19 protein-coding genes are annotated in these 19,841 nt (G+C 69.0%); 16 read left to right on the forward strand and 3 right to left on the reverse strand.

Annotated features, from left to right (window positions below):
* Positions 1 to 177 precede the first annotated feature (177 nt).
* Positions 178 to 1,014 (forward strand): DUF559 domain-containing protein, encoded by an 837-nt coding sequence (locus AC50YM_RS13705; protein ID WP_494957504.1) that lies wholly within the window; start codon positions 178 to 180, stop codon positions 1,012 to 1,014.
* Between the two features lie 548 nt (positions 1,015 to 1,562).
* Here AC50YM_RS13705 and AC50YM_RS13710 read toward each other — a convergent pair.
* Positions 1,563 to 1,991 carry a hypothetical protein gene (locus AC50YM_RS13710; protein WP_494957539.1) on the reverse strand — a complete coding sequence of 143 codons (429 nt, stop codon included), beginning with the start codon at positions 1,989 to 1,991 and terminating at the stop codon, positions 1,563 to 1,565.
* A 10-nt stretch (positions 1,992 to 2,001) separates the two neighbouring features.
* Complete coding sequence (locus tag AC50YM_RS13715; RefSeq protein WP_494957505.1) at positions 2,002 to 2,676, reverse strand: trimeric intracellular cation channel family protein; 675 nt, start codon at positions 2,674 to 2,676, stop codon at positions 2,002 to 2,004.
* Between the two features lie 63 nt (positions 2,677 to 2,739).
* Here AC50YM_RS13715 and AC50YM_RS13720 point away from each other — a divergent pair, with 63 nt between their 5' ends.
* The 10 genes from AC50YM_RS13720 to AC50YM_RS13765 all read left to right on the forward strand — a co-directional run bounded on the left by AC50YM_RS13720 (position 2,740) and on the right by AC50YM_RS13765 (position 13,834).
* The gene (locus AC50YM_RS13720; protein ID WP_494957506.1) at positions 2,740 to 3,474 is read left to right on the forward strand and encodes a sirohydrochlorin chelatase; all 735 of its coding nucleotides are present in this window, start codon (positions 2,740 to 2,742) and stop codon (positions 3,472 to 3,474) included.
* A gap of 178 nt (positions 3,475 to 3,652) precedes the next feature.
* The gene (locus AC50YM_RS13725) at positions 3,653 to 5,401 is read left to right on the forward strand and encodes a nitrite/sulfite reductase (protein ID WP_494957507.1); all 1,749 of its coding nucleotides are present in this window, start codon (positions 3,653 to 3,655) and stop codon (positions 5,399 to 5,401) included.
* Positions 5,365 to 6,114, forward strand: a complete 750-nt coding sequence (locus AC50YM_RS13730; RefSeq protein ID WP_494957508.1) for a phosphoadenylyl-sulfate reductase — start codon at positions 5,365 to 5,367, stop codon at positions 6,112 to 6,114. Before AC50YM_RS13725 ends, AC50YM_RS13730 begins: the two co-directional genes overlap by 37 nt.
* Positions 6,111 to 7,166: a sulfate adenylyltransferase subunit CysD gene (gene cysD, locus AC50YM_RS13735; RefSeq protein WP_494957509.1), complete on the forward strand. Its 1,056-nt coding sequence runs from the start codon at positions 6,111 to 6,113 to the stop codon at positions 7,164 to 7,166. Before AC50YM_RS13730 ends, cysD begins: the two co-directional genes overlap by 4 nt.
* The gene (locus tag AC50YM_RS13740; protein ID WP_494957510.1) at positions 7,166 to 8,608 is read left to right on the forward strand and encodes a sulfate adenylyltransferase subunit 1; all 1,443 of its coding nucleotides are present in this window, start codon (positions 7,166 to 7,168) and stop codon (positions 8,606 to 8,608) included. The genes cysD and AC50YM_RS13740 overlap by 1 nt, the downstream gene beginning before the upstream one ends.
* Before the next feature lie 412 nt (positions 8,609 to 9,020).
* A complete protein-coding gene (locus tag AC50YM_RS13745; protein WP_494957511.1) occupies positions 9,021 to 10,187 on the forward strand; it encodes an RtcB family protein in 1,167 nt (388 codons plus the stop codon).
* A 236-nt stretch (positions 10,188 to 10,423) separates the two neighbouring features.
* Positions 10,424 to 11,599, forward strand: a complete 1,176-nt coding sequence (locus AC50YM_RS13750; RefSeq protein ID WP_494957512.1) for an ABC transporter substrate-binding protein — start codon at positions 10,424 to 10,426, stop codon at positions 11,597 to 11,599.
* A 91-nt stretch (positions 11,600 to 11,690) separates the two neighbouring features.
* Positions 11,691 to 12,416: an ABC transporter ATP-binding protein gene (locus AC50YM_RS13755; RefSeq protein WP_494896148.1), complete on the forward strand. Its 726-nt coding sequence runs from the start codon at positions 11,691 to 11,693 to the stop codon at positions 12,414 to 12,416.
* Positions 12,406 to 13,371 carry an ABC transporter permease gene (locus AC50YM_RS13760; RefSeq protein ID WP_494957513.1) on the forward strand — a complete coding sequence of 322 codons (966 nt, stop codon included), beginning with the start codon at positions 12,406 to 12,408 and terminating at the stop codon, positions 13,369 to 13,371. The genes AC50YM_RS13755 and AC50YM_RS13760 overlap by 11 nt, the downstream gene beginning before the upstream one ends.
* 166 nt (positions 13,372 to 13,537) lie before the next feature.
* Positions 13,538 to 13,834: a putative quinol monooxygenase gene (locus AC50YM_RS13765; RefSeq protein ID WP_494957514.1), complete on the forward strand. Its 297-nt coding sequence runs from the start codon at positions 13,538 to 13,540 to the stop codon at positions 13,832 to 13,834.
* Positions 13,835 to 14,055: 221 nt separating this feature from the next.
* Here AC50YM_RS13765 and AC50YM_RS13770 read toward each other — a convergent pair whose 3' ends face one another.
* Positions 14,056 to 14,547: a cupin domain-containing protein gene (locus tag AC50YM_RS13770; protein WP_494957515.1), complete on the reverse strand. Its 492-nt coding sequence runs from the start codon at positions 14,545 to 14,547 to the stop codon at positions 14,056 to 14,058.
* A gap of 75 nt (positions 14,548 to 14,622) precedes the next feature.
* Between AC50YM_RS13770 and AC50YM_RS13775 the strand changes: the two genes are divergently transcribed.
* From AC50YM_RS13775 to AC50YM_RS13795, 5 genes are all read left to right on the forward strand, one after another.
* Positions 14,623 to 15,333, forward strand: coding sequence for a TetR/AcrR family transcriptional regulator (locus AC50YM_RS13775; protein ID WP_494957516.1), 711 nt, complete (start codon positions 14,623 to 14,625; stop codon positions 15,331 to 15,333).
* A gap of 74 nt (positions 15,334 to 15,407) precedes the next feature.
* The gene (cobA, locus tag AC50YM_RS13780; protein ID WP_494957517.1) at positions 15,408 to 16,703 is read left to right on the forward strand and encodes a uroporphyrinogen-III C-methyltransferase; all 1,296 of its coding nucleotides are present in this window, start codon (positions 15,408 to 15,410) and stop codon (positions 16,701 to 16,703) included.
* A gap of 89 nt (positions 16,704 to 16,792) precedes the next feature.
* On the forward strand, positions 16,793 to 18,265 hold the full coding sequence (locus AC50YM_RS13785) for an FAD-dependent oxidoreductase (RefSeq protein WP_494957518.1): 1,473 nt from the start codon (positions 16,793 to 16,795) through the stop codon (positions 18,263 to 18,265).
* A gap of 71 nt (positions 18,266 to 18,336) precedes the next feature.
* Positions 18,337 to 18,543 carry a hypothetical protein gene (locus AC50YM_RS13790; protein ID WP_494957519.1) on the forward strand — a complete coding sequence of 69 codons (207 nt, stop codon included), beginning with the start codon at positions 18,337 to 18,339 and terminating at the stop codon, positions 18,541 to 18,543.
* Positions 18,544 to 18,809: 266 nt separating this feature from the next.
* The gene (locus AC50YM_RS13795; RefSeq protein ID WP_494957520.1) at positions 18,810 to 19,829 is read left to right on the forward strand and encodes a DNA topoisomerase IB; all 1,020 of its coding nucleotides are present in this window, start codon (positions 18,810 to 18,812) and stop codon (positions 19,827 to 19,829) included.
* Positions 19,830 to 19,841: the final 12 nt, after the last annotated feature.

The raw sequence follows: 19,841 nt of genomic DNA on the forward strand, positions 1-19,841 counted from the left end.
ACAGGTCTTGTCGCGGGTTCGTTTGGCCGTGCGGGGGCACTTAGCGGCCTCAGATGGGGGATCCCTGACCGGGTTGCGGCGTGTCCGTGTTGAAGTGCCCCTCGGCCGCTGCAGGAGTTGTCCACATGGCACAGCCCGGGTGGACCCTACCGTCCGCAGGGAGGCCACATTGGCAGAATGAACATCGCCACTTTCCTGGGTTCGCGGGGCGGACCGGCCAGCACGGCCGACCTCGGGCGGGCCGGTTTCAACCGTTACCGGATTGGCCTGGCCGTAGCGGACGGAACCATCGTGAGGATCCGCCGCGGACACTATGCACTGCCCCGGGAAGGCTCCGCGGTGAGGGCTGCCCGCGAGGCCGGAGGGCTCTTGACCTGCATCTCCGCAGCACCGGGCTACGGCTTGTGGACTCTGGTTCCGGCGTCGCAGCTGCACCTCTGCGTCGGGCACCGGGGCACGCCGCCCGGTTCCGTTCCACATGGCCGCTGTCGGCATCCGCGTCACCCATGGCTACCTCTGGCAGGACTCGCCGACGTCCTGATCCACGCGCTGCGCTGCCTGCCGGAACGGGAGGCCCTTGTCATGGTCCAGTGTGCTGTGGGCCGCGGTGACATCAGACTGGCATTCCTCCGGGGCAAACTCGGCGGCAACCGCAACGCCCGCGCCAGATCTGTGCTGGACCTGGTCATTCCCCGAGCCGATTCGTTGCTCGAAGTTCTCGCCAACACTGTTTTCCTCCGGGCAGGTCTGCAGGTGCGCAGGCATGTCCAGATCCCCGGTGTGGGGGAGGTGGACTTCCTCATCGAGGACTGCCTCATTGTGGAGACCGATGGCGAATCTCATCTGCAACCACTGCAGGTGAAGAAGGACCGGGGCCGGAACAACGCGAGCCAGGTCGGAGGCTACCTGGTCCTTAGATTCGGTTACGCCCTGGTCGTCCACCAACCCGGGCAGATGCTCGCACAGGTCCTCGATGTGCTGGAGCAGCGGCGCCGGGGTTCCTTCCGGCCGTGATTGCAGGCAGCGGCGGCCGTCCGGGGCTACATTGGTCCCGTAAACAGGGAATTCCGGCCTGGGAGCCGGCGTGTCCGTGTCGAAGTGCCCCCGGACCGCCGATGGCCGGGTGTGCCGGGGCGTGGCTGAGGTCCTGACGGTGCTGGAGCAGGGGCGCCGGGGTGCCTTCCGGCGGTGAGTGCAGGCTGCGGCGGCCGTCCGGGGCCACATTGATCCCGAAAACAGGGAACCCCGGCCTGGGAGCCTGGGTGTCCGTGTCAAAGTGCCCCCGGACCGCCGAGGGCCAGGTGCGAGGGGCGGGGCTGAGGTCCAGAGGATGCTGGAGCATCGGCGCCGGGGTAACTTCCGGCCGTGAGTGCAGGCTGCGGCGGCCGTCCGGGGCTACATTGGTCCCGTAAACAGGGAATACCGGCCTGGAAGCCGGCGTGTCCGTGTCAAAGTGCCCCCGGACCGCCGATGGCCAGGCGCGAGGGGCATGGCCGATGGCCAGGTCCAGAGGATGCTGGAGCAACGGCGCCGGGGTGCCCGCCGGTGGCCCGGGCGGGCCGTTAGTCCTCGTCGTCCTCGTTGAAGGCCCACTCGAACATGTCGAAGACGAACTCGGAGAAGGTTCCCTCTTCGCTCTTCCACTGGCCGCGGGCGTTGTTGCGGCGGTACACGATCGGGTCCGGGACGCTGAGGTCGCCGACCCGGAATCCCCAGGTGAACTGCTCTTCCTCGTCCTCGAGGAACATCAGGAAGCCTTCGTCATCAACTTCGAGCTCTTCGGGGTCCCAGAAGTAGTGGTACGCCTCCATGATGTCCTCGCAGCCGCCGACCGCGAGGTAGAACTCCCGCAGTACCAGCGGGACCTGGAACTGGTGCTCGGCGAGGGCCGCATCCAGCTCCTCCGCCGGGAGGCCATCCTCTTCCTGCCATTCGTCTTCGAGATACTTCGGAACAAGCGCGCGGAACTTCTCGAGGAACATGTCAGTCATGGAACTCATCCTAGCTAACTCCTGCCGCGTCATCCGCAGAGCCCAGGCCGAGACGGTGCCAGCCGCGGACCGCCAGCGGTACGTGCCAGTGCCGCCGCCAGGCCGTGATCCGGAAGGCGAAAACGAGGGCGGCTACGGCGGCTGCGGTCACCGCGTTGAACAAGCCGGTGAGGGACAGGCTGACGGTCAGGACTGCCCCCGCAAAGGCCGGCAGCGCGTAGAGGTCCTTCGGATCGAACAGCTGAGGCACCTCATTGGCGGTGATGTCGCGCAGCAGGCCTCCGCCCACCGCCGTCGCGACCCCAAGGAGCGCCGCAGCGACCGGGTTCATCCCCGCGTCCAGCGCCTTGAGCGTTCCGGTGATGCAGAAGAGGGCCAGGCCGCCGGCGTCGAACAGGACCAGCAGCGAGGTGTTGCGCTCGACGCTGGAGTACAGGAAGTACACCAGCACCGCGGCGAGCAGCGGCGGTACGAGATAGGCCGGGTTGGTGAAGGCCGCGGGCGGGCCGGAGTTGATGATGATGTCGCGGACGATGCCGCCGCCCAGGCTCACCACCGAGGCCAGCAGCAGGGAGCCGATGATGTCGAACTGCTTCCGGGCCGCGAGCAGGGACCCGGAGACCGCGAAGAAGAAGACGCCCGCCAGGTCCAGCCAGACCAGGACAACGCTGAAGGAAAATGTCATGGAGGGTCCCGGTCGAGTCTCTTGAGGGGCGGATGGGGCGGCTCCAAGGTTACGCTAACGGCTATGAATAGCCCCATCCTGATCGCCTGCGCCCACGGCACCTCCAGCGCCGCGGGCGCCGCCGAAGTCAACGCCCTCCGCGACGGGATCGCGGCGCTGCGGCCGGGCCTCGACGTCCGCGAGGCCTACGTCGACGTCCAGGAACCCGAGCTGCCGGCCGTGGTGGCGGGCCTGCCGGCGGGGGAGGCCGCCGTCGTCGTGCCGCTGCTGCTCAGCGTCGGGTACCACGTGAAGGTGGACATCGCTCGGGCCGTCAGGAGCCGGCCGGACACCTGGGCCGCCGCTCCGCTGGGGCCCGATCCGCGGCTCGCGGCGCTGCTGGATCAGCGGCTCCGGGAGGCTGGCGTGACCGACAACGACGCCGTCATCCTCGCCGCTGCCGGTTCCTCCGACCCCACCGCCGCGCAGAATGTCGAGGAACTCGTCGGCCAGCTCCGCGCCCTGCGCTCCAACCGGATCGTGGCCGCATACGGTGCGTCCGCGAAGCCGTCGGTGCCGGAGTCCGTGGCCATGCTCCGCGAGGAAGCCGCCGGCGGCGCGGGTGCGGGGGCGTCGGCCGGGGCGGTGGACCTGGGCGGCCGCGTGGTCATCGCCGCCTACCTGCTGGCGCCGGGCTTCTTCCACGACCAGCTGGGCAAGGCCGGCGCGGACCTCGTCACCGCGGCGCTGCTGCCGTCGCCGGTGCTCGCCGAAATCGCACTGGAACGCTACGACGCCGCCCTCGCCGCCGGCGCCTGAGCCAAGCCGCCGACCGACGTCGAACGCCGGCCCCGGACCCCGCCCTGACTGCCCCAACCATGCACAGGAACCGCGCCACTTCAAGGCTCGCCGACGCTTCGTGACGATTTGTTGCCCTAGGTGACCCCGCGTTGCCGGACCTTTGTGACGGCATTACGGCCCGCCCTAAAGTCGATCCATGACTGATACAGCTCTAGCCGGAGCGTCTGCGGACCAGGCTGCCCCAGGCCGTACCAAACGCCCCACCAACCGCCCCGCCGCAAAGCCGCACGGGCAGTGGAAAGTGGACGGCACCGCGCCGCTGAACGCCAACGAAACCTGGAAGCAGGAGGACAACGGACTCAACGTCCGCGAGCGTATCGAGTCCGTCTACGCCAAGCACGGCTTCGACTCGATCGACGGCACTGATCTGCACGGCCGCTTCCGCTGGTGGGGTCTGTACACCCAGCGCAAGCCCGGGATCGACGGCGGCAAGACCGCCACGCTGGAACCGCACGAGCTCGAGGACAAGTACTTTATGCTCCGCGTCCGGATCGACGGCGGCGCCCTCAGCACCGAGCAGCTGCGCGTCATCGGCCAGATCTCGGTCGACTTTGGCCGCGACTCGGCCGACCTCACCGACCGGCAGAACATCCAGCTGCACTGGATCCGCGTCGAGGACGTGCCGGACATCTGGCGCCGCCTCGAGTCGGTGGACCTGTCCACCACGGAAGCCTGCGGCGACGTTCCCCGCGTCATCCTCGGTTCCCCGGTCGCCGGCATCGCCAAGGACGAGATCATCGATCCCACCCCGCTGATCCACGAGCTCGCCGAACGCTTTATCGGCGACCCGGAACTGGCCAACCTGCCGCGCAAATTCAAGACCGCCATCACCGGCCACCCCAGCCAGGACGTGGTGCACGAGATCAACGACGTCGCCCTGGTGGGCCTGGTCCACCCCGAACTCGGCATCGGCTACGACCTCTGGGTCGGCGGCGCGCTCTCCACCAACCCGATGCTCGGCAAGCGCCTCGGCGCCTTCGTCCGCCCCGACCAGGCCGCCGACGTCTGGCTCGGCGTCACCAGCATCTTCCGCGACTACGGCTACCGGCGGATGCGCACCAAGGCCCGGCTGAAGTTCCTGCTGGCCGACTGGGGCCCGGTGAAGTTCCGCCAGGTCCTCGAGGACGAATACCTCGGCTACAAACTCGACGACGGCCCGGCCGCGCCCAAGCCCTCCACCCCGGGTGACCACATCGGCGTGCACGAGCAGAAGGACGGCAAGTTCTTCATCGGCGCCACCCCGCTGGCCGGCCGGCTCTCCGGCAGCCAGCTCGTGAAGCTCGCCGACACCCTGGAAGCCCGCGGCTCGCAGCGGCTGCGCACCACCCCGCACCAGAAGCTCGTCGTCCTCGACGTGCCCAGGGACCAGGTGGAACCGCTGGTCGCGGAACTGGACGCCCTGGGCCTCTCCGCCCGCCCGTCCGTGTTCCGCCGCGGCACCATCGCCTGCACCGGCATCGAATACTGCAAGCTCGCGATCGTCGAAACCAAGCTCACGGCCGCCACCGCCGTCGCCGAACTCGAACGCCGCCTCGCGGACCTGGTCGAGTCCGGGCAGCTCCCGCAGGCGCTCTCGCTGCACATCAACGGCTGCCCCAACTCCTGCGCCCGGATCCAGACCGCGGACATCGGCCTCAAGGGCATGATGCTTCCCACGCCCGACGGCGACCCCACCCCGGGTTTCCAGGTCCACCTCGGCGGCGGGCTGGCTTCGAACAGCCGCGAGGAAGCGGGCCTCGGACGCACCGTCCGCGGCCTCAAAGTCACGGCCGACGACCTGCCCGACTACGTCGAACGCGTGGTCCGGAAGTTCGTGGCCGACCACACCGAGGGCCAGACCTTCGCCGAATGGGCCTTCGCCGCCGAAGAGGGGGACCTGCAGTGACCCGGACTGGAGAGCTCCGCACGCATGACCAGCTCAAGGTCATCGCCGAAGCGGGCGCCGCCGAGCTGGGCTGGGATGCCCCGGCCCGCGACGTGATCGCCTGGGTGGTGCGCAACTTCGAGCTGCCCGCCGTCGCCGTCGCCTGCTCCATGGCCGACGCCGTCCTTCCGGCGCTGGTCGCGGACCAGCTTCCCGGCGTCGACGTGCTCTTCCTGGAGACCGGCTACCACTTCCCCGAAACCCACACCACCCGCAACGAGGTCGCCGCGAACCTGCACGTGAACGTCGTCAACGTGCTGCCGGAGAACACCGTGGAGCAGCAGGACCGGCTGCTCGGCAAGGACCTCTTCGCCCGCGACCCCGCGCAGTGCTGCGCGCTGCGCAAGGTCGCCCCGCTGCGCCGCACGCTCGCCGGCTACGAACTCTGGTTCACCGGCGTCCGCCGCGACGAGGCCCCGACCCGCACCAACACCCCGCTGGTCACCTGGGATGAGACCAACGGCCTGGTCAAGGTCAACCCGGTCGCGGCCTGGAGCTTCGACCAGCTGGTCCAGTACTCGATCGACTTCCTCCTGCCGGTCAACCCGCTGCTTGCCCAGGGCTACCCGTCAATTGGCTGCCAGCCCTGCACCCGCAAGGTGGCGCCGGGCGACGACCCCCGCGCCGGACGCTGGGCAGGAACCGACAAGACAGAATGCGGGCTACACGTATGAGCAACTTGAGCACCACGACGACGGCTGGCTACGCCTCCGCAGCAGATGCCGCCCCCGCCCCTGCGCCGCGCGGCATCCGTCCTTCGGACGATGCGCGCGGCTCCGACAGGCCCGATGCCACTCCCGGGGCGGCATCTGCTGCTCGGGCTCTGCGGTCGGGTCGCCTTTCGTCTTTGGACACTCTCGAGTCCGAGGCGATCCACATCATCCGCGAGGTCGTCGCCGAGTTCGAGAAGCCCGCTCTGCTGTTCTCCGGCGGCAAGGATTCCGTGGTGATGCTGCACCTGGCGACCAAGGCGTTCTGGCCGGGCAAGGTGCCGTTCCCGGTGCTGCATGTGGACACCGGGCACAACTTCCCCGAGGTTCTCGAGTTCCGCGACCGGACCGTGGAGCGGCTGGGACTGAGGCTCGTCGTCGGCAGCGTGCAGGAGTTCATCGACTCCGGCGAGCTGGCCGAGCGCGCCGACGGCACCCGCAACCCGCTGCAGACCGTTCCGCTGCTGGACGCGATCCAGCGCAACAAGTTCGACGCCGTCTTCGGCGGCGGCCGCCGGGACGAGGACAAGGCCCGCGCCAAGGAGCGGATCCTGAGCCTGCGCGACGAGTTCGGCCAGTGGGATCCGCGCAACCAGCGGCCCGAGCTGTGGAACCTCTACAACGGCAGGCACACCGTGGGCCAGCACGTCCGCGCGTTCCCGATCAGCAACTGGACCGAGCTCGACGTCTGGCGCTACATCGAACGCGAAAACATCGACCTGCCCGGGCTCTACTACGCCCACGACCGCGAGGTCTTCGCCCGCGACGGCATGTGGCGCGCGGTCGGCGACGTCTCCCAGCCCCGCGACACCGAGCAGGTCATCACGAAGACCGTCCGCTACCGGACCGTCGGCGACATGTCCTGCACCGGCGCCGTCGAATCCGCCGCCGCCACCGTGCGCGACGTCGTGATCGAAGTTGCCGCCTCCACCATCACCGAACGTGGCGCCACCCGGGCGGACGACCGCATCTCCGAGGCCGCCATGGAAGACCGCAAGAAGGATGGCTATTTCTAATGAGCACTGACATCGACACCGCCCGCGCGGCTGCCCTGCTCGACGAGGCCCCCCTGGCGCACGCTTCCCTGTTCCGTTTCGCGACCGCCGGCTCGGTCGACGACGGCAAGTCCACCCTGGTGGGCCGGCTGCTGCACGACTCCAAGGCGATCCTCGCCGACCAGCTCGACGCCGTCGCCCGCACCTCGGCGGACCGCGGCTTCGGCGGGTCCGGGGCCACAGACCCCGACGGGAAACAGCGGATTGACCTCGCGCTGCTCACCGACGGCCTGCGCGCCGAGCGGGAACAGGGCATCACCATCGACGTCGCCTACCGCTACTTCGCCACGGACCGCCGCAGCTTCATCCTCGCGGACTGCCCCGGGCACGTGCAGTACACCAAGAACACGGTGACCGGCGCGTCCACCGCGGACGCCGTCGTCGTGCTCATCGACGCCCGCAAGGGTGTGCTCGAGCAGACCCGCCGGCACCTTTCCGTGCTGCAGCTGCTGCGGGTGGCGCACGTGATTGTCGCCGTGAACAAGATCGACCTGGTGGATTTCAGCGAGGCCGTGTTCCGCGAAATCGAGGCCGACGTGCAGAAGGTTGGCCGGGAGCTCGGGCTCGGTGCCGATGGGATTGCGGACCTGCTGGTGGTTCCGGTCTCCGCGCTCGACGGCGACAACGTCGTGGACCGCTCGGACCGCACGCCCTGGTACGAGGGCCCAGCGCTGCTCGAGGTCCTCGAGACGCTGCCGGCCGCCGACGAACTCGAAAGCCACCTGGAGAGCTTCCGGTTCCCGGTGCAGCTGGTCATCCGGCCGCAGGGCGCGCTGGCTCCCGACGCCGTCGCCGGCGGACTCGACGTTGCCGCCTACCGCGACTACCGCGCGTACGCCGGCCAGATCACCGAAGGCTCGGTGAAACTGGGGGACAAGGTCAGCGTCCTCACCCCGGGCCAGGCGCCGCGCACCACCACGGTGACCGGCATCGACTTCGCCGGACGCTCGCTCACCGAGGCCGTGGCCCCGCAGTCCGTGGCGCTGCGCCTGGCGGACGAATTCGACGTCGCGCGCGGCGACACGATCGCGGCCGCCGGGACGATCCGGGAAGCCTCGGCCGACCTCTACGCCGCGGTGTGCTGGCTCTCGCCGAAACCGCTCCGTGAGGGGGCCAAGGTGCTGGTCAAGCACGGCACCCGCACGGTCCAGGCCCTGGTCCGGAACGTGACGGGAAAGCTTGACCTCACCACCTTCCAGCTCGAGCCGACGTCCACGCTGGAGCTCAACGACATTGGACATGCCCAGCTGCGGCTGGCCGCGCCGCTGCCGCTGGAGAACTACCTGCACCACCGCCGCACCGGGGCGTTCCTGGTGATCGACCCGCAGGACGGCAACACCCTCGCCGCCGGCCTGGTCAACGACCACCCCGGCGACCACGAGGACGAGCGCTACTCGATCTAGGCGCCGCCCGGGCCCGGGCCCGGGCCCGGGGGCGGCCTCGGCCCGGCGCTGTTCGGGCCCGGGGGCGGCCTCGGGCTCAGGCGCTCCCGGCCCGGCGCTGCTCGGGCCCGGGGGCGGCCCCGGCCCGGCGCCGTTCGGGCGCAGGCGCTCCAGGCCCGGCGGCGGCCCCTGTCGGCAGTCTGAACGGGACCTGCCTGCCCTGCCCACCCTGACTGTCCGCGAAATCGCTTCAAACTGTCGAGGGAGCCCGGAAGCTTACGGCGACCTCAAAACGTTTCCGGCGAAGTCGGCGGTTCCGGTCGTGGCTGCCCCGCCGCCGGACGACTAATCTGCTTTGCCACCTTGCGGGATCACGAGAAGCCTTGCCACCAGGGCCGCCCTCCCTTGATCATCGTGATGGGAGGGCAGATCGTTGGAAGTCATCAACAACAAGCTCATCAGCTGGGCCTCGATCCTCGATGACACGACCCGTCAGCAGGCCCTGACGACGGCTCAGCTGCCCATCATCTACCCGCATCTGGCACTGATGCCCGACGCCCACCTCGGCCTGGGCGCCACCGTGGGATCCGTCATTCCAACGCTCGGCGCGGTCATTCCGGCCGCCGTCGGCGTCGATATTGGCTGCGGCATGATCGCCGTCCGCACGCAGTATGCCCTCAAGGACCTGCCCAAGGACCGGAAGCGGCTGCGGGAAGGCATTGAGCACGCCATCCCGCTGTCCGCCGGACACAACAACCGCCGGATCAGCCCCACCGCCGAACCGCGCGTTGCCGAACTGCGGCGTCGGGCGGCCAAGGCCGGCTTCGACCCCGCGCAGTACGCCGCGAACTGGACGCTGCAGCTGGGGTCGCTGGGCTCGGGCAACCACTTCATCGAGGTCTGCGCGGACGAAACGGACGCGGTGTGGCTGTTCCTGCATTCCGGCTCCCGCGGCGTCGGGAACAAGCTTGCGCAGCGGCACATCGCCGAGGCCCGGACCCAGGTCAGGACCCGGCACATCGTGGTGCCGCACCCGGACCTGGCCTACCTGACAGAAGGAACCCGGGAGTTCGACCGTTACATCACCGAACTCGGCTGGGCCCAGCACTTCGCCCTGCTCAACCGCGAGGAGATGATGGACCGGGTGGTCCGGAAGTTCGAAGCCTGGATCGGCGGCGCTGTCCGGGAGGCGGAGCGGATCAACTGCCACCACAACTTCACCGCCCAGGAAAAGCATTACGGCAAGTCCGTGTGGGTCTCGCGCAAGGGTGCCATCCGGGCCCAGCCGGGGGATCCCGGTTTGATTCCCGGCTCGATGGGCACGGCGTCGTACGTGGTGGAGGGGCTGGGAAACCCGGTCGCCCTGAACTCCTCGCCGCACGGCGCCGGGCGGGAATACTCGCGGAACGCCGCGAAGAAGGCCTTCACCCTGGCCGAGCTGAAGGCCGCCATGCACGGGATCGAGTTCCGTCCCAGCGAGGCCTTCATCGACGAGATCCCGGCGGCCTACAAGCCCATCGACCAGGTGATGCGCGACTCCGCGGACCTTGTCAAGGTACGGCACAAGCTCCGGCAGCTCGTCAACGTTAAAGGCGACTGATCCGCGACTTATTTGCCCAGGAGCCCGGACGGCGGGCCCGCATATGACGCTGCATGAACCCACGTGACCCCCGGTTTCCGGACCGTTGATCCGGGTTCCTGCAAGTCCCTAGGGTGAAGCCATGACAACTTCGGATCGGCTCTCCAACAGCCCCCGCGATGGGTTCCGGGGGCGATGTCGCCGGCGCTGATCACCCGCCCGGCCTCCCCGCTCACCCCCACGAACAGGATTTCCGCATGTCATCCAACAGCCCCACCCCCGGCACCACCCGCATCGTCGCCGGGGAAGCCGCCAGGCCCAAGCGCAGGCGCACCCTGGAGATCAGCCTGGCCGCCGGCCTCGTGCTGCTGATCGGCGCCGGTGCCGCCGTCGCGTCCACGGTGTCCCGGACCAATGAAGCCGCGCCGGCCGCGGCCACAGTGGCGACGCCGGCTGCCGAACTCAGGCTCGGCTACTTCGGCAACATCACGCACGCCCCGGCCCTCGTCGGCACCAGCCAGGGCCTGATCGCGAAAAGCCTCGGCGCGACCAAACTCAGCACCCAGGTCTTCAACGCCGGCCCCGCCGCGATCGAGGCCCTCAACGCCGGCGCCATCGACGCCACCTACATCGGCCCCAACCCGGCGATCAACTCCTACGTCAAGAGCAAGGGCGAATCGATCAGCATCATCGCCGGCGCGGCCTCCGGCGGGGCGCAGCTCGTGGTCAAACCCGAAATCGGCTCGGCCGCGGACCTCAAAGGCAAGAAGCTCGCGACGCCGCAGCTCGGCGGCACCCAGGACGTGGCGCTGCGCGCCTGGCTCGGCAAGCAGGGCTACAAAACCAACACCGACGGCAGCGGCGACGTCGCCATCAACCCCACCGAAAACGCCCAGACGCTGAAACTCTTCCAGGACGGAAAGCTCGACGGCGCCTGGCTCCCGGAGCCGTGGGCCTCCCGCCTCGTGCTCCAGGCCGGAGCGAAGGTCCTCGTCGACGAAAAAGACCTGTGGGAGAAGGGCGAATTCATCACCACCGTCCTAATCGTCAACAAAAAGTTCGCCGCCGAGCACCCCGACACCGTCGCCGCGCTGCTGAAGGGCCACGTCGAATCCGTGGACTGGCTCAACGCCGCCCCCGCCGCGGAGAAGTCCACGGTCCTGAACGCCGCGCTCAAGGAATCCGCCGGCGCCGCCCTGCCCGCCGACGTGATTGAGCGTTCACTCCAGAACATCGCCTTCACCGTCGACCCGCTCGCCGGAACCTACAAAAAGCTCCTCCAGGACGGGGTCGACGCCGGCACCACCACCCAGGCCGACATCAACGGCCTCTTCGACCTCACGGCGCTGAACAGCGTCCTGGCCGGGGGCACCTCCGGGACCAAGGGCACCTCGGGGACCAAGGTCTCGGCGCAGGGACTGGGCAAGGACTAGCCAGTTCCTGCCCCATCGGGTCTGCGAGACAGGTCAAACAGTGCCTCGGTCGCCAACAGAAGTCCCGCCAAACAGAACTAAGGACGTGACCATGCCAGTCGTACTGGAAAACCTGGGCAAACGCTTCGGCGACGGCGCCCCGGTGCTGGACGACGTCAACGCCACGATCGAGCAGGGCGAGTTCGTCGCCCTGCTCGGTGCGTCCGGCTGCGGCAAGTCCACCCTGCTGAACATCATGGCGGGACTGGAGGCCCCGACGTCGGGCGCCCTGGAAGTGCCCAGCGACGGTGCCGCCTTTATGTTCCAGGACGCCGCGCTCTTCCCCTGGCTGACCGCGCGGGAGAACATCGAGCTGGCCCTGAAGCTGCGCGGCGTCGGGAAGGCTGAGCGCAGGGTCAAGGCCGGCGAACTGCTGGACCTTGTGCATTTGGGCGGCGCGGGGGAGAAGCGCCCGCACGAGCTCTCCGGCGGCATGCGGCAGCGTGTTGCGCTGGCCCGCTCGCTGGCCCAGGACCGGCAGCTGCTGCTGATGGACGAGCCCTTTGCCGCCCTGGACGCGATCACCCGCGACCTGCTGCACGACGAGCTCGAGCGGATCTGGAAGGAAACCGGCCGAACCATCGTTTTCGTCACCCACAACGTCCGCGAAGCCGTCCGGCTGGGACAGCGCGTGCTGCTGCTGTCCTCCCGGCCCGGCCGCGTGGTGCGCGAATGGCACGTCAGCGAAGAGCACCGCACCGACGCCGGACTGGCCGGCCAGCTCACCGGCGAAATCACCGCCCGGCTACGCGAGGAGATCCGCCGCCATGCCAAGTAAGTTCAAGTCCCCGTATGCGCAGGCGGCCGAGCCGGTCGAGACGTCTTTTGTCCCCGGCGCTGCCTCGGTCACCGCGGCTTTGACCCGCTCCTCGTCCGGCCCGGCCGACCTGCGCGAGCTCGAGGCGGGCCTGGATTCACTGCAGTCCGACGCCGTCCGCAAGGCCCGGGTCGACTGGAGCCGGATCCTGCTGCCGGTGGCCGCGATCGTGGTGCTGCTGATCGTCTGGCAGCTGTACGTGTCGATGGGCTTCAAGCGGCAGGACCTGGTGCCGGGTCCGCTGGACGTGGTGGCTCAGTTCGGCAACCTCTGGGCCGAGGGCAAGCTGCAGGAAGCGGTCTGGACCTCGCTGCAGCGCGGACTCGTCGGCTTCCTGATCAGCGTGGCCATCGCGACGCCGATCGGACTGCTGCTGGCCCAGGTCGCACCGCTGCGCCGCGCCTTCGGTCCGCTGATCTCCGGGCTGCAGGTGCTTCCCTCCGTGGCGTGGGTGCCCGCCGCGATCATCTGGTTCGGCCTCACCGACGCCACCGTGTACTTTGTGGTGTTCATGGGCGCCATCCCCTCGATCATCAACGGGCTGATCTCCGGTGTGGACCAGATCCCGCCGCAGTACCGCAGCGTCGGCAAAGTCCTGGGCGCATCCCGGCTCCAGCTGGCCCTGCAGATCATCCTCCCGGCCGCACTGCCGGGATACCTGAGCGGACTCAAGCAGGGCTGGGCTTTCTCCTGGCGCTCCCTGATGGCCGCGGAGATCATCGCCGTCGGCGGCTCCATCGGATTCGGCCTGGGCTCCATGCTGAACCAGGGCCGCGACCTGTCCGACATGACCATCGTGATGGCCGCGATCCTGCTGATCCTCGCCGTTGGCATCCTGATCGAACTGCTCGTCTTCGCCCCGATCGAAAAGCGGCTGCTCCGCCGTCGCGGCCTCCTCGCCGGCAGCACCCGCTAACCCACCCTTCCCGCCCAAACAACGCGGGGTCACTTTCGGCCCATAAATCAACGGTTTATGGGCCGAAAGTGACCCCGCGTTGCTGTTGTTTGGCGGGATGCACCGGCCTACACTCACGGCTATAGGCCGGTGTGCGGCCGATCCATGCCATTCTGAGGAGACAGCCGTGGCGCCAAAATATGGAGTGCTGGCACTGGTCGAAGCCAAGCCCGGGAAGGAGCAGGATGTCTGGGACTTCCTCAACGGGGGCCGCGAGATCGTGCTGACCGAACCCGGCACCAGGACCTGGTACGCCTTCCGGGTCAACGGGAACACGTTCGGCATTTTTGACAGCTTTGACACCGAGGAGGACCGGCAGGCCCACCTCGACGGCGCCATCCCCGCGGCCCTCGGTCAGCACGGCCCCGAACTGCTCGCCAAGGACCCCGACATCAAACTCATCGAGCTCATCGCGGTGAAGTAGCCTCAGGACATTCCGGGTCTGCGGGGCGGGGGCACATTGACACGGACACGCCGTCATTTGGGCCCGAAACAGCGCCCCCGCCCGTCAAAGTGCCCCCGGAGCGCCGGCCCTTGCCGCAAGTCGAACGCGGAGCGCCGGCCAGGGCCCGCCAGCCGAAACGGGGAGCGCCGGCCCTGGCCGCTGGTCGAACGGGGAGCGCCAGCCAGCGCCGGCACTGCCCACTAGCCGAACGGAGGGGGACCCAGGATCTCGATGCCGCCGTTCACCCTCCCGGATTCGCGGATCCGGTCAAAGTCCACCACGCCGGCAGCATCGTCGTCAGCGCCGAGGGGCTCGCTGGCACCGAAGTAGAAGGCCTGAGCGCCGCCGGGCGTGTGCAGGCAGAGCACGCGGGTGCCCTCCTGCAGGACCTTGAACGCATGGGGAACGCCGCGCGGGGCGATGGTCAGCCCGCCCGCCGCCACCCGGTGCTCCGTGCCATCCATGTTCATCAGGATCTCGCCAGCCAGGATGTACATCGTTTCGTCGGAGTCCGGATGGGTGTGCAGCGGCGTGACCTTGCCCAGCGCCATTTCGTCTTCGAAGAGCAGGAACGCGCCCGCGGTGTCTTCCTCCGTGGCCTTCCAGGTCTGCACCCCGCCGCCGAAGAACCAGCGCCGGGCCCCTTCACCGGGCTGCCGGATTACTGCGGATGCTGATTTTTTAGTCTCCATGATGGTCGCCTCGATGCTCTACGGAGAACTTATGGGACTGATGTCCCGTAACAAGACTGGTGTACCATGAAGCCTATGTCAAGACTCTATGTGGACGCCGGCCGGACGGGCCAAAAGCGCCGCACTTTGGATGCCCTGGTCGCGGCGGCCCGCCAGCTCGTCGCGGCGGGTGCTTCTCCCACCGTGGACGACGCTGCGCTCGCCGCCGGAATTTCCCGCAGCACCGCCTACCGCTACTTCCCCGGCCAGCGGGAGCTGCTGGCGGCCGCCCATCCCGAAACTGCGCGCACGTCGATGCTGCCGGAACATCCCCCGGAGGATGTGGCGGAGCGGCTGGACGCTGTCGTGGTCGAGTTCACCCGGATGATCCTCGAAACCGAGGCGCAGCAGCGGACCATGCTGAGGCTCTCGCTGGAACCTGCCGGCGGCCAGCAGCAGAGCCTCCCGCTCCGGCAGGGCCGCGCCATCGGCTGGATCACCGAGGCCTTGGCCCCGCTGCGGAAACGGCTGTCCGATCAGGAGATCCACCAGCTCGTGCTGGCGATCCGCAGCGCCACTGGCATCGAATCGCTGGTCTGGCTGACGGACGTGGGTGGCCTGAGCCGGGAAGCCGCCGTCGCGTCGATGCGGTGGACCGCCGGCGCCCTGCTCAGCCAGGCGCTGTCGGGCGGGCTCCCGGACGCCGGCCTCGCGGGAGCCGGCCCCAACTCCGGCACCGAAGCCGGCCCCCACTCCGGCCCCGCCCCCGGCCCATCCGCCGGCCGCCGGCCCGCGACAACTATGTGACGTGGCATTACCCCGCGTGAACGGGTGTTTCCGAACCGTTGTCCCGCCATATGACGCCGCCCTATCGTCGATGCATGGCAATTCAGGACATTTACCCCACGGCGTTGCGCCTCCTCGGCCGCCCCGTGCTGGTCGTCGGCGGCGGCCCGGTCGCCGCCCGGCGTGCCAAGGGACTGCTCGACGCCGGTGCGCGGGTCACCGTCGTCGCGCCGCTTGCCTGCCCGGCGCTGGATGACCTGGCCGACGCCGGCCTCCTCACCTGGAAACCCCGCACCTACCGCCCGGCCGACGTCGACGGCGTCTGGTTCGTCCAGACCGCCACCGGCGACCCGGCCGTCGACGCGCAGGTCGCGGCCGACGCCGAGGCGCAGCGGATCTGGTGTGTCAACGCCTCCGACCACGAAGCCTCCGCCGCCTGGACACCCGCCGTCGCCGTCGTCGATGACGTCAAGATCGCGGTGAACGCCGGGGGAGACCCGCGCCGCGCCATGGCCCTCCGCGACGCCGTCGCCACCGCCCTGGAAACCGGGGACCTGCCGCTGCGCCGCCGCCGTCACGCCACCGGCGCCGGATCCGTGGCCCTCGTCGGCGGCGGACCCGGCGACACCGGGCTGATCACCGTCCGCGGCCGGCGGCTGCTGGGCCAGGCCGACGTCGTCGTTGCGGACCGCCTCGGCCCGCGCGAACTGCTCAATGAGCTTGCCCCCGACGTGCGCGTGATCGAGGTGGGCAAGACCCCCGGCCACCACCCCGTCCCGCAGGCCGAGATCAACCGCATCCTGGTCGACGAGGCCTTGCAGGGACACCGCGTGGTCCGGCTCAAGGGCGGCGACCCGTACGTGCTGGGCCGCGGCGGCGAGGAAGCCGAGTTTTGCCGGCAGCACGGGGTCGAGGTGGAAGTGGTTTCCGGCGTCACCTCGGCGATCTCGGTCCCGGCCGCCGCGGGCATCCCGGTCACGCACCGCGGGCTGGCCAAGGGCTTCAGCGTGGTCACCGGCCATGAGGAGCTCTCCGAGGTCCCGGCCCGCGCCGACCACACCGTGATCCTGCTCATGGGCGTGGGCCAGTTGCGCGATTCCGCGGCTTCGCTGGGACGCGCCGGTTTGCCAGCCGGGACGCCTGTTGGCATCGTAGAGAATGGTTATCTGCCGAACCAGCGGGTGACCATTGGAACGCTCGGGACCATCGCGGACCAGGCGGAGGCCGCAGGCGTCGCGAACCCCGCCGTGATCGTGATCGGTGACGTGGTCCGCGTCAGCCCGTTCGCGCCGTCGCACTTCAAGACCGCGGACTACGGCACCACCTCCCCGAACGCCCCCCGCACCACCAGCACCACCAAGACCGCAAAGACCCGTGTACTGACCCCGTAAAACCCGTCGATTGCTCCATAACTGCCCTTATCAAGCCTCAAAAGGGCGGTATCGGAGCAACGGATGCCGAAGAACAAAGGAACACAGCCGTGTCAACGAACACCCCTGCAGGAACTGCCGCCCGCCCGCTGCGCATCGCCGTCGTCGGCTCCGGACCCGCCGGTGTGTACGCCGCGGACATCCTGACCAAGAGCGAGGCCGTCAAGAGCGGCGAACTCACGGTCAGCATCGACCTGTTCGACCGCTACCCGGCGCCCTACGGCCTGATCCGCTACGGCGTCGCCCCGGACCACCCGCGGATCAAGGGCATCGTCAACGCCCTGCACAAGGTCCTGGACCGCGGCGACATCCGTTTCTTCGGCAACGTCGACTACGGCACGGACCTCTCGCTCGAGGACCTCCGCACCCACTACGACGCCGTCATCTTCGCCACCGGCGCCATCAAGGACGCGGACCTGAACATCCCCGGCATCGAACTCGAGGGCTCCTACGGCGGCGCCGACTTCGTCTCCTGGTACGACGGGCACCCCGATGTGTCCCGCGAGTGGCCGCTGGAGGCCAAGGAAATCGCCGTGATCGGCAACGGCAACGTGGCCCTGGACGTCGCCCGGATGCTCTCCAAGCACGCCGATGACCTTCTCGTCTCCGAAATCCCGGACAACGTCTACGCCGGCCTGAAGGATTCCCCGGTCACGGACGTGCACGTCTTCGGCCGCCGCGGCCCCGCCCAGGTCAAGTTCACCCCGCTGGAGCTGCGCGAACTCTCCCACTCCAAGGACGTCGACATCATCCTCTACCCCGAGGACTTCGAGTTCGATGCCGAATCGGACCGGCAGATCCAGAGCAACAACCAGACCAAGACCATGGTCGGCACGCTCACCAACTGGATCGCCGAGCAGCCCGAGGACCTCGCCGAGCTCACCGCCTCCCGCCGCCTGCACCTGCACTTCCTGCACAGCCCGGTCGAGGTGTACGGGGACAATACCGGCGAAACCGGTGCTCCCGGCCGCGTCGCCGGCATCAAGTTCGAGCGCACCGAGCTGGACGGCACCGGCAATGCCCGCGGCACCGGCGAGATCGTCGACTACCCGGTGCAGGCCGTGTACCGCGCCATCGGCTACTTCGGCTCCTCGCTGCCCGAGGTCGAGTTCGACCACAGCAAGGGCGTTGTACCGAACGACGGCGGCCGCGTCCTGGACGCGTCCGGCGCCCACGTGCCGGGCATCTACGCCACCGGCTGGATCAAGCGCGGTCCGGTCGGCCTGATCGGGCATACCAAGGGCGACGCCCTCGAGACCGTGACCTACCTGCTCGAGGACCGCGCGAACCTGCCGCTGGCCGCGACCCCCGCGCCGGACGCCGTCGTCGAACTGCTCGAAACCCGCGGCGTGCAGTACACCAGCTGGGAAGGCTGGCTGGCCCTGGACGCGCACGAGCGGTCCCTCGGCGGGAAGGCCAGTGCTGCCGCCGGGACGGGCAATATCCAGCGCGAGCGCATCAAGGTTGTCCCGCGCGAGGCCATGGTCCAGATCTCCCGTGACGGAGTGGCCGCGGAAGTCTAGCGGGCCGCCTTATACTGTCTGATTGGGACCACATTAGGCCCGGATCCTGACGCGAAAGGTGGAGACAAATCATGACGACGGAGAATCTGCATCTGACCCCTGGGCAACCGTTTCCAGAGCACCTGGAGACGGTCTCCGACCAGCAACTGCAGGTACTCGACAGCCGGGTCCAGCGCCAGTTCGACCACGAAATCGTGGCCGAGGGGGAGCCGAACCCGGAGACAGAGTTCCGCCGCTACGAGCTGAACGAGGAATTCGGGAACCGGGTAACTCGCTGACGGCCTTGGTGTCACGGCTGACGGTTGGCGACAACGCACCAGCCCTCCGCCAAAGCCTGCAGACAACGCGGGGTCACTTCACGCCCATCCCGAGGGGATTATGGGCCGGAAGTGACCCCGCGTTGGTTGGGTGGGGGGGCGCAAAACGGGGCTGTAGTCAGTAGGCTTACCGTCATGGATGCGCAGCAGACGCCAGGGTCCCGCGGTCGAGTACCCCGCACGCCAGGAATCCCCGCGCCAGGGTCCCGCCAACCAAGAGCCCGCCGATGAGGCTCCGTCACAGCAACGCCTCCGGCCGCGGTTACCGCCGGGTCCCGGCCGGGACCGGGTTCAGCTACAAGGACCTGGACGGCTCCACCCTTCCGCCCGGTCCGGTGCGCGAGCGGCTCGAAGGCATCGGCATCCCGCCGGCCTGGACCGACGTCTGGATCGCCCCGTACGACAACGGACACATCCAGGCCACCGGGCTCGACGCCGTCGGCCGGCGCCAGTACATCTACCACCCGGGCTGGCGCGAGCGGAAGGACCGGCTGAAGTTCAACCGGTCGCTCCAGCTCGCGGAAACCCTGCCCGCCGCGCGCCGGCGCGTCACCCTGGACCTGCGCTCCGAGGGCCTCACCCGGGAGCGCGTGCTGGCCGCCGCCTTCCGGATGCTGGACAGCGGCTCGCTGCGGGTCGGGTCCGAGCGCTACACGAACGAAAACGGCAGCCACGGCCTCGCCACCCTGCTCTGCGCCCACGTCGCGGTCCGCAAGAATGAGCTCAGGCTCAGCTTCCCCGCGAAGAGCGGCAAGACCTGGGAATCACGGATCGACGACGCCGACCTCGCCGCCGTCGTGCGCCAGCTCAAGCGCCGCGGCGGCAACGCCCGCCTGCTGGCGTACAAGGAGGGCCGGAGCTGGCGCCCGGTGTCCAGTGCGGACATCAACCAGTACGTCAAGGACCGTACCGGGCAGGACTTCACCGCCAAGGACTTCCGCACCCTGCGCGGAACATGCGCGGCAGCGGTCAGCCTGGCGCAAAGCGGCCCGCAGGCGAAGGTTTCCGCCCGCAAACGCGCGGTGAGCCGGGCCATGGTGGACGCGTCGGCGGTGCTGGGCAATACCCCGTCGATCGCGCGGAAGAGCTATGTGGATCCGCGGATCCTGGACCGTTTCGCCGCGGGGGAGACCATCGATCCGAAACGGCGGGACTCCGCTGAATCCGAGGTCCGGGCCCTGCTGTACCGCGAGGGTGACGTGGTCCCGCTGGGGAATGCGGCAGCGGAGCGGAAGGCCGCCGGGTAGGAGGTAGGCCGC

It is taken from the genome of Pseudarthrobacter sp. RHLT1-30-1 (assembly GCF_059383415.1).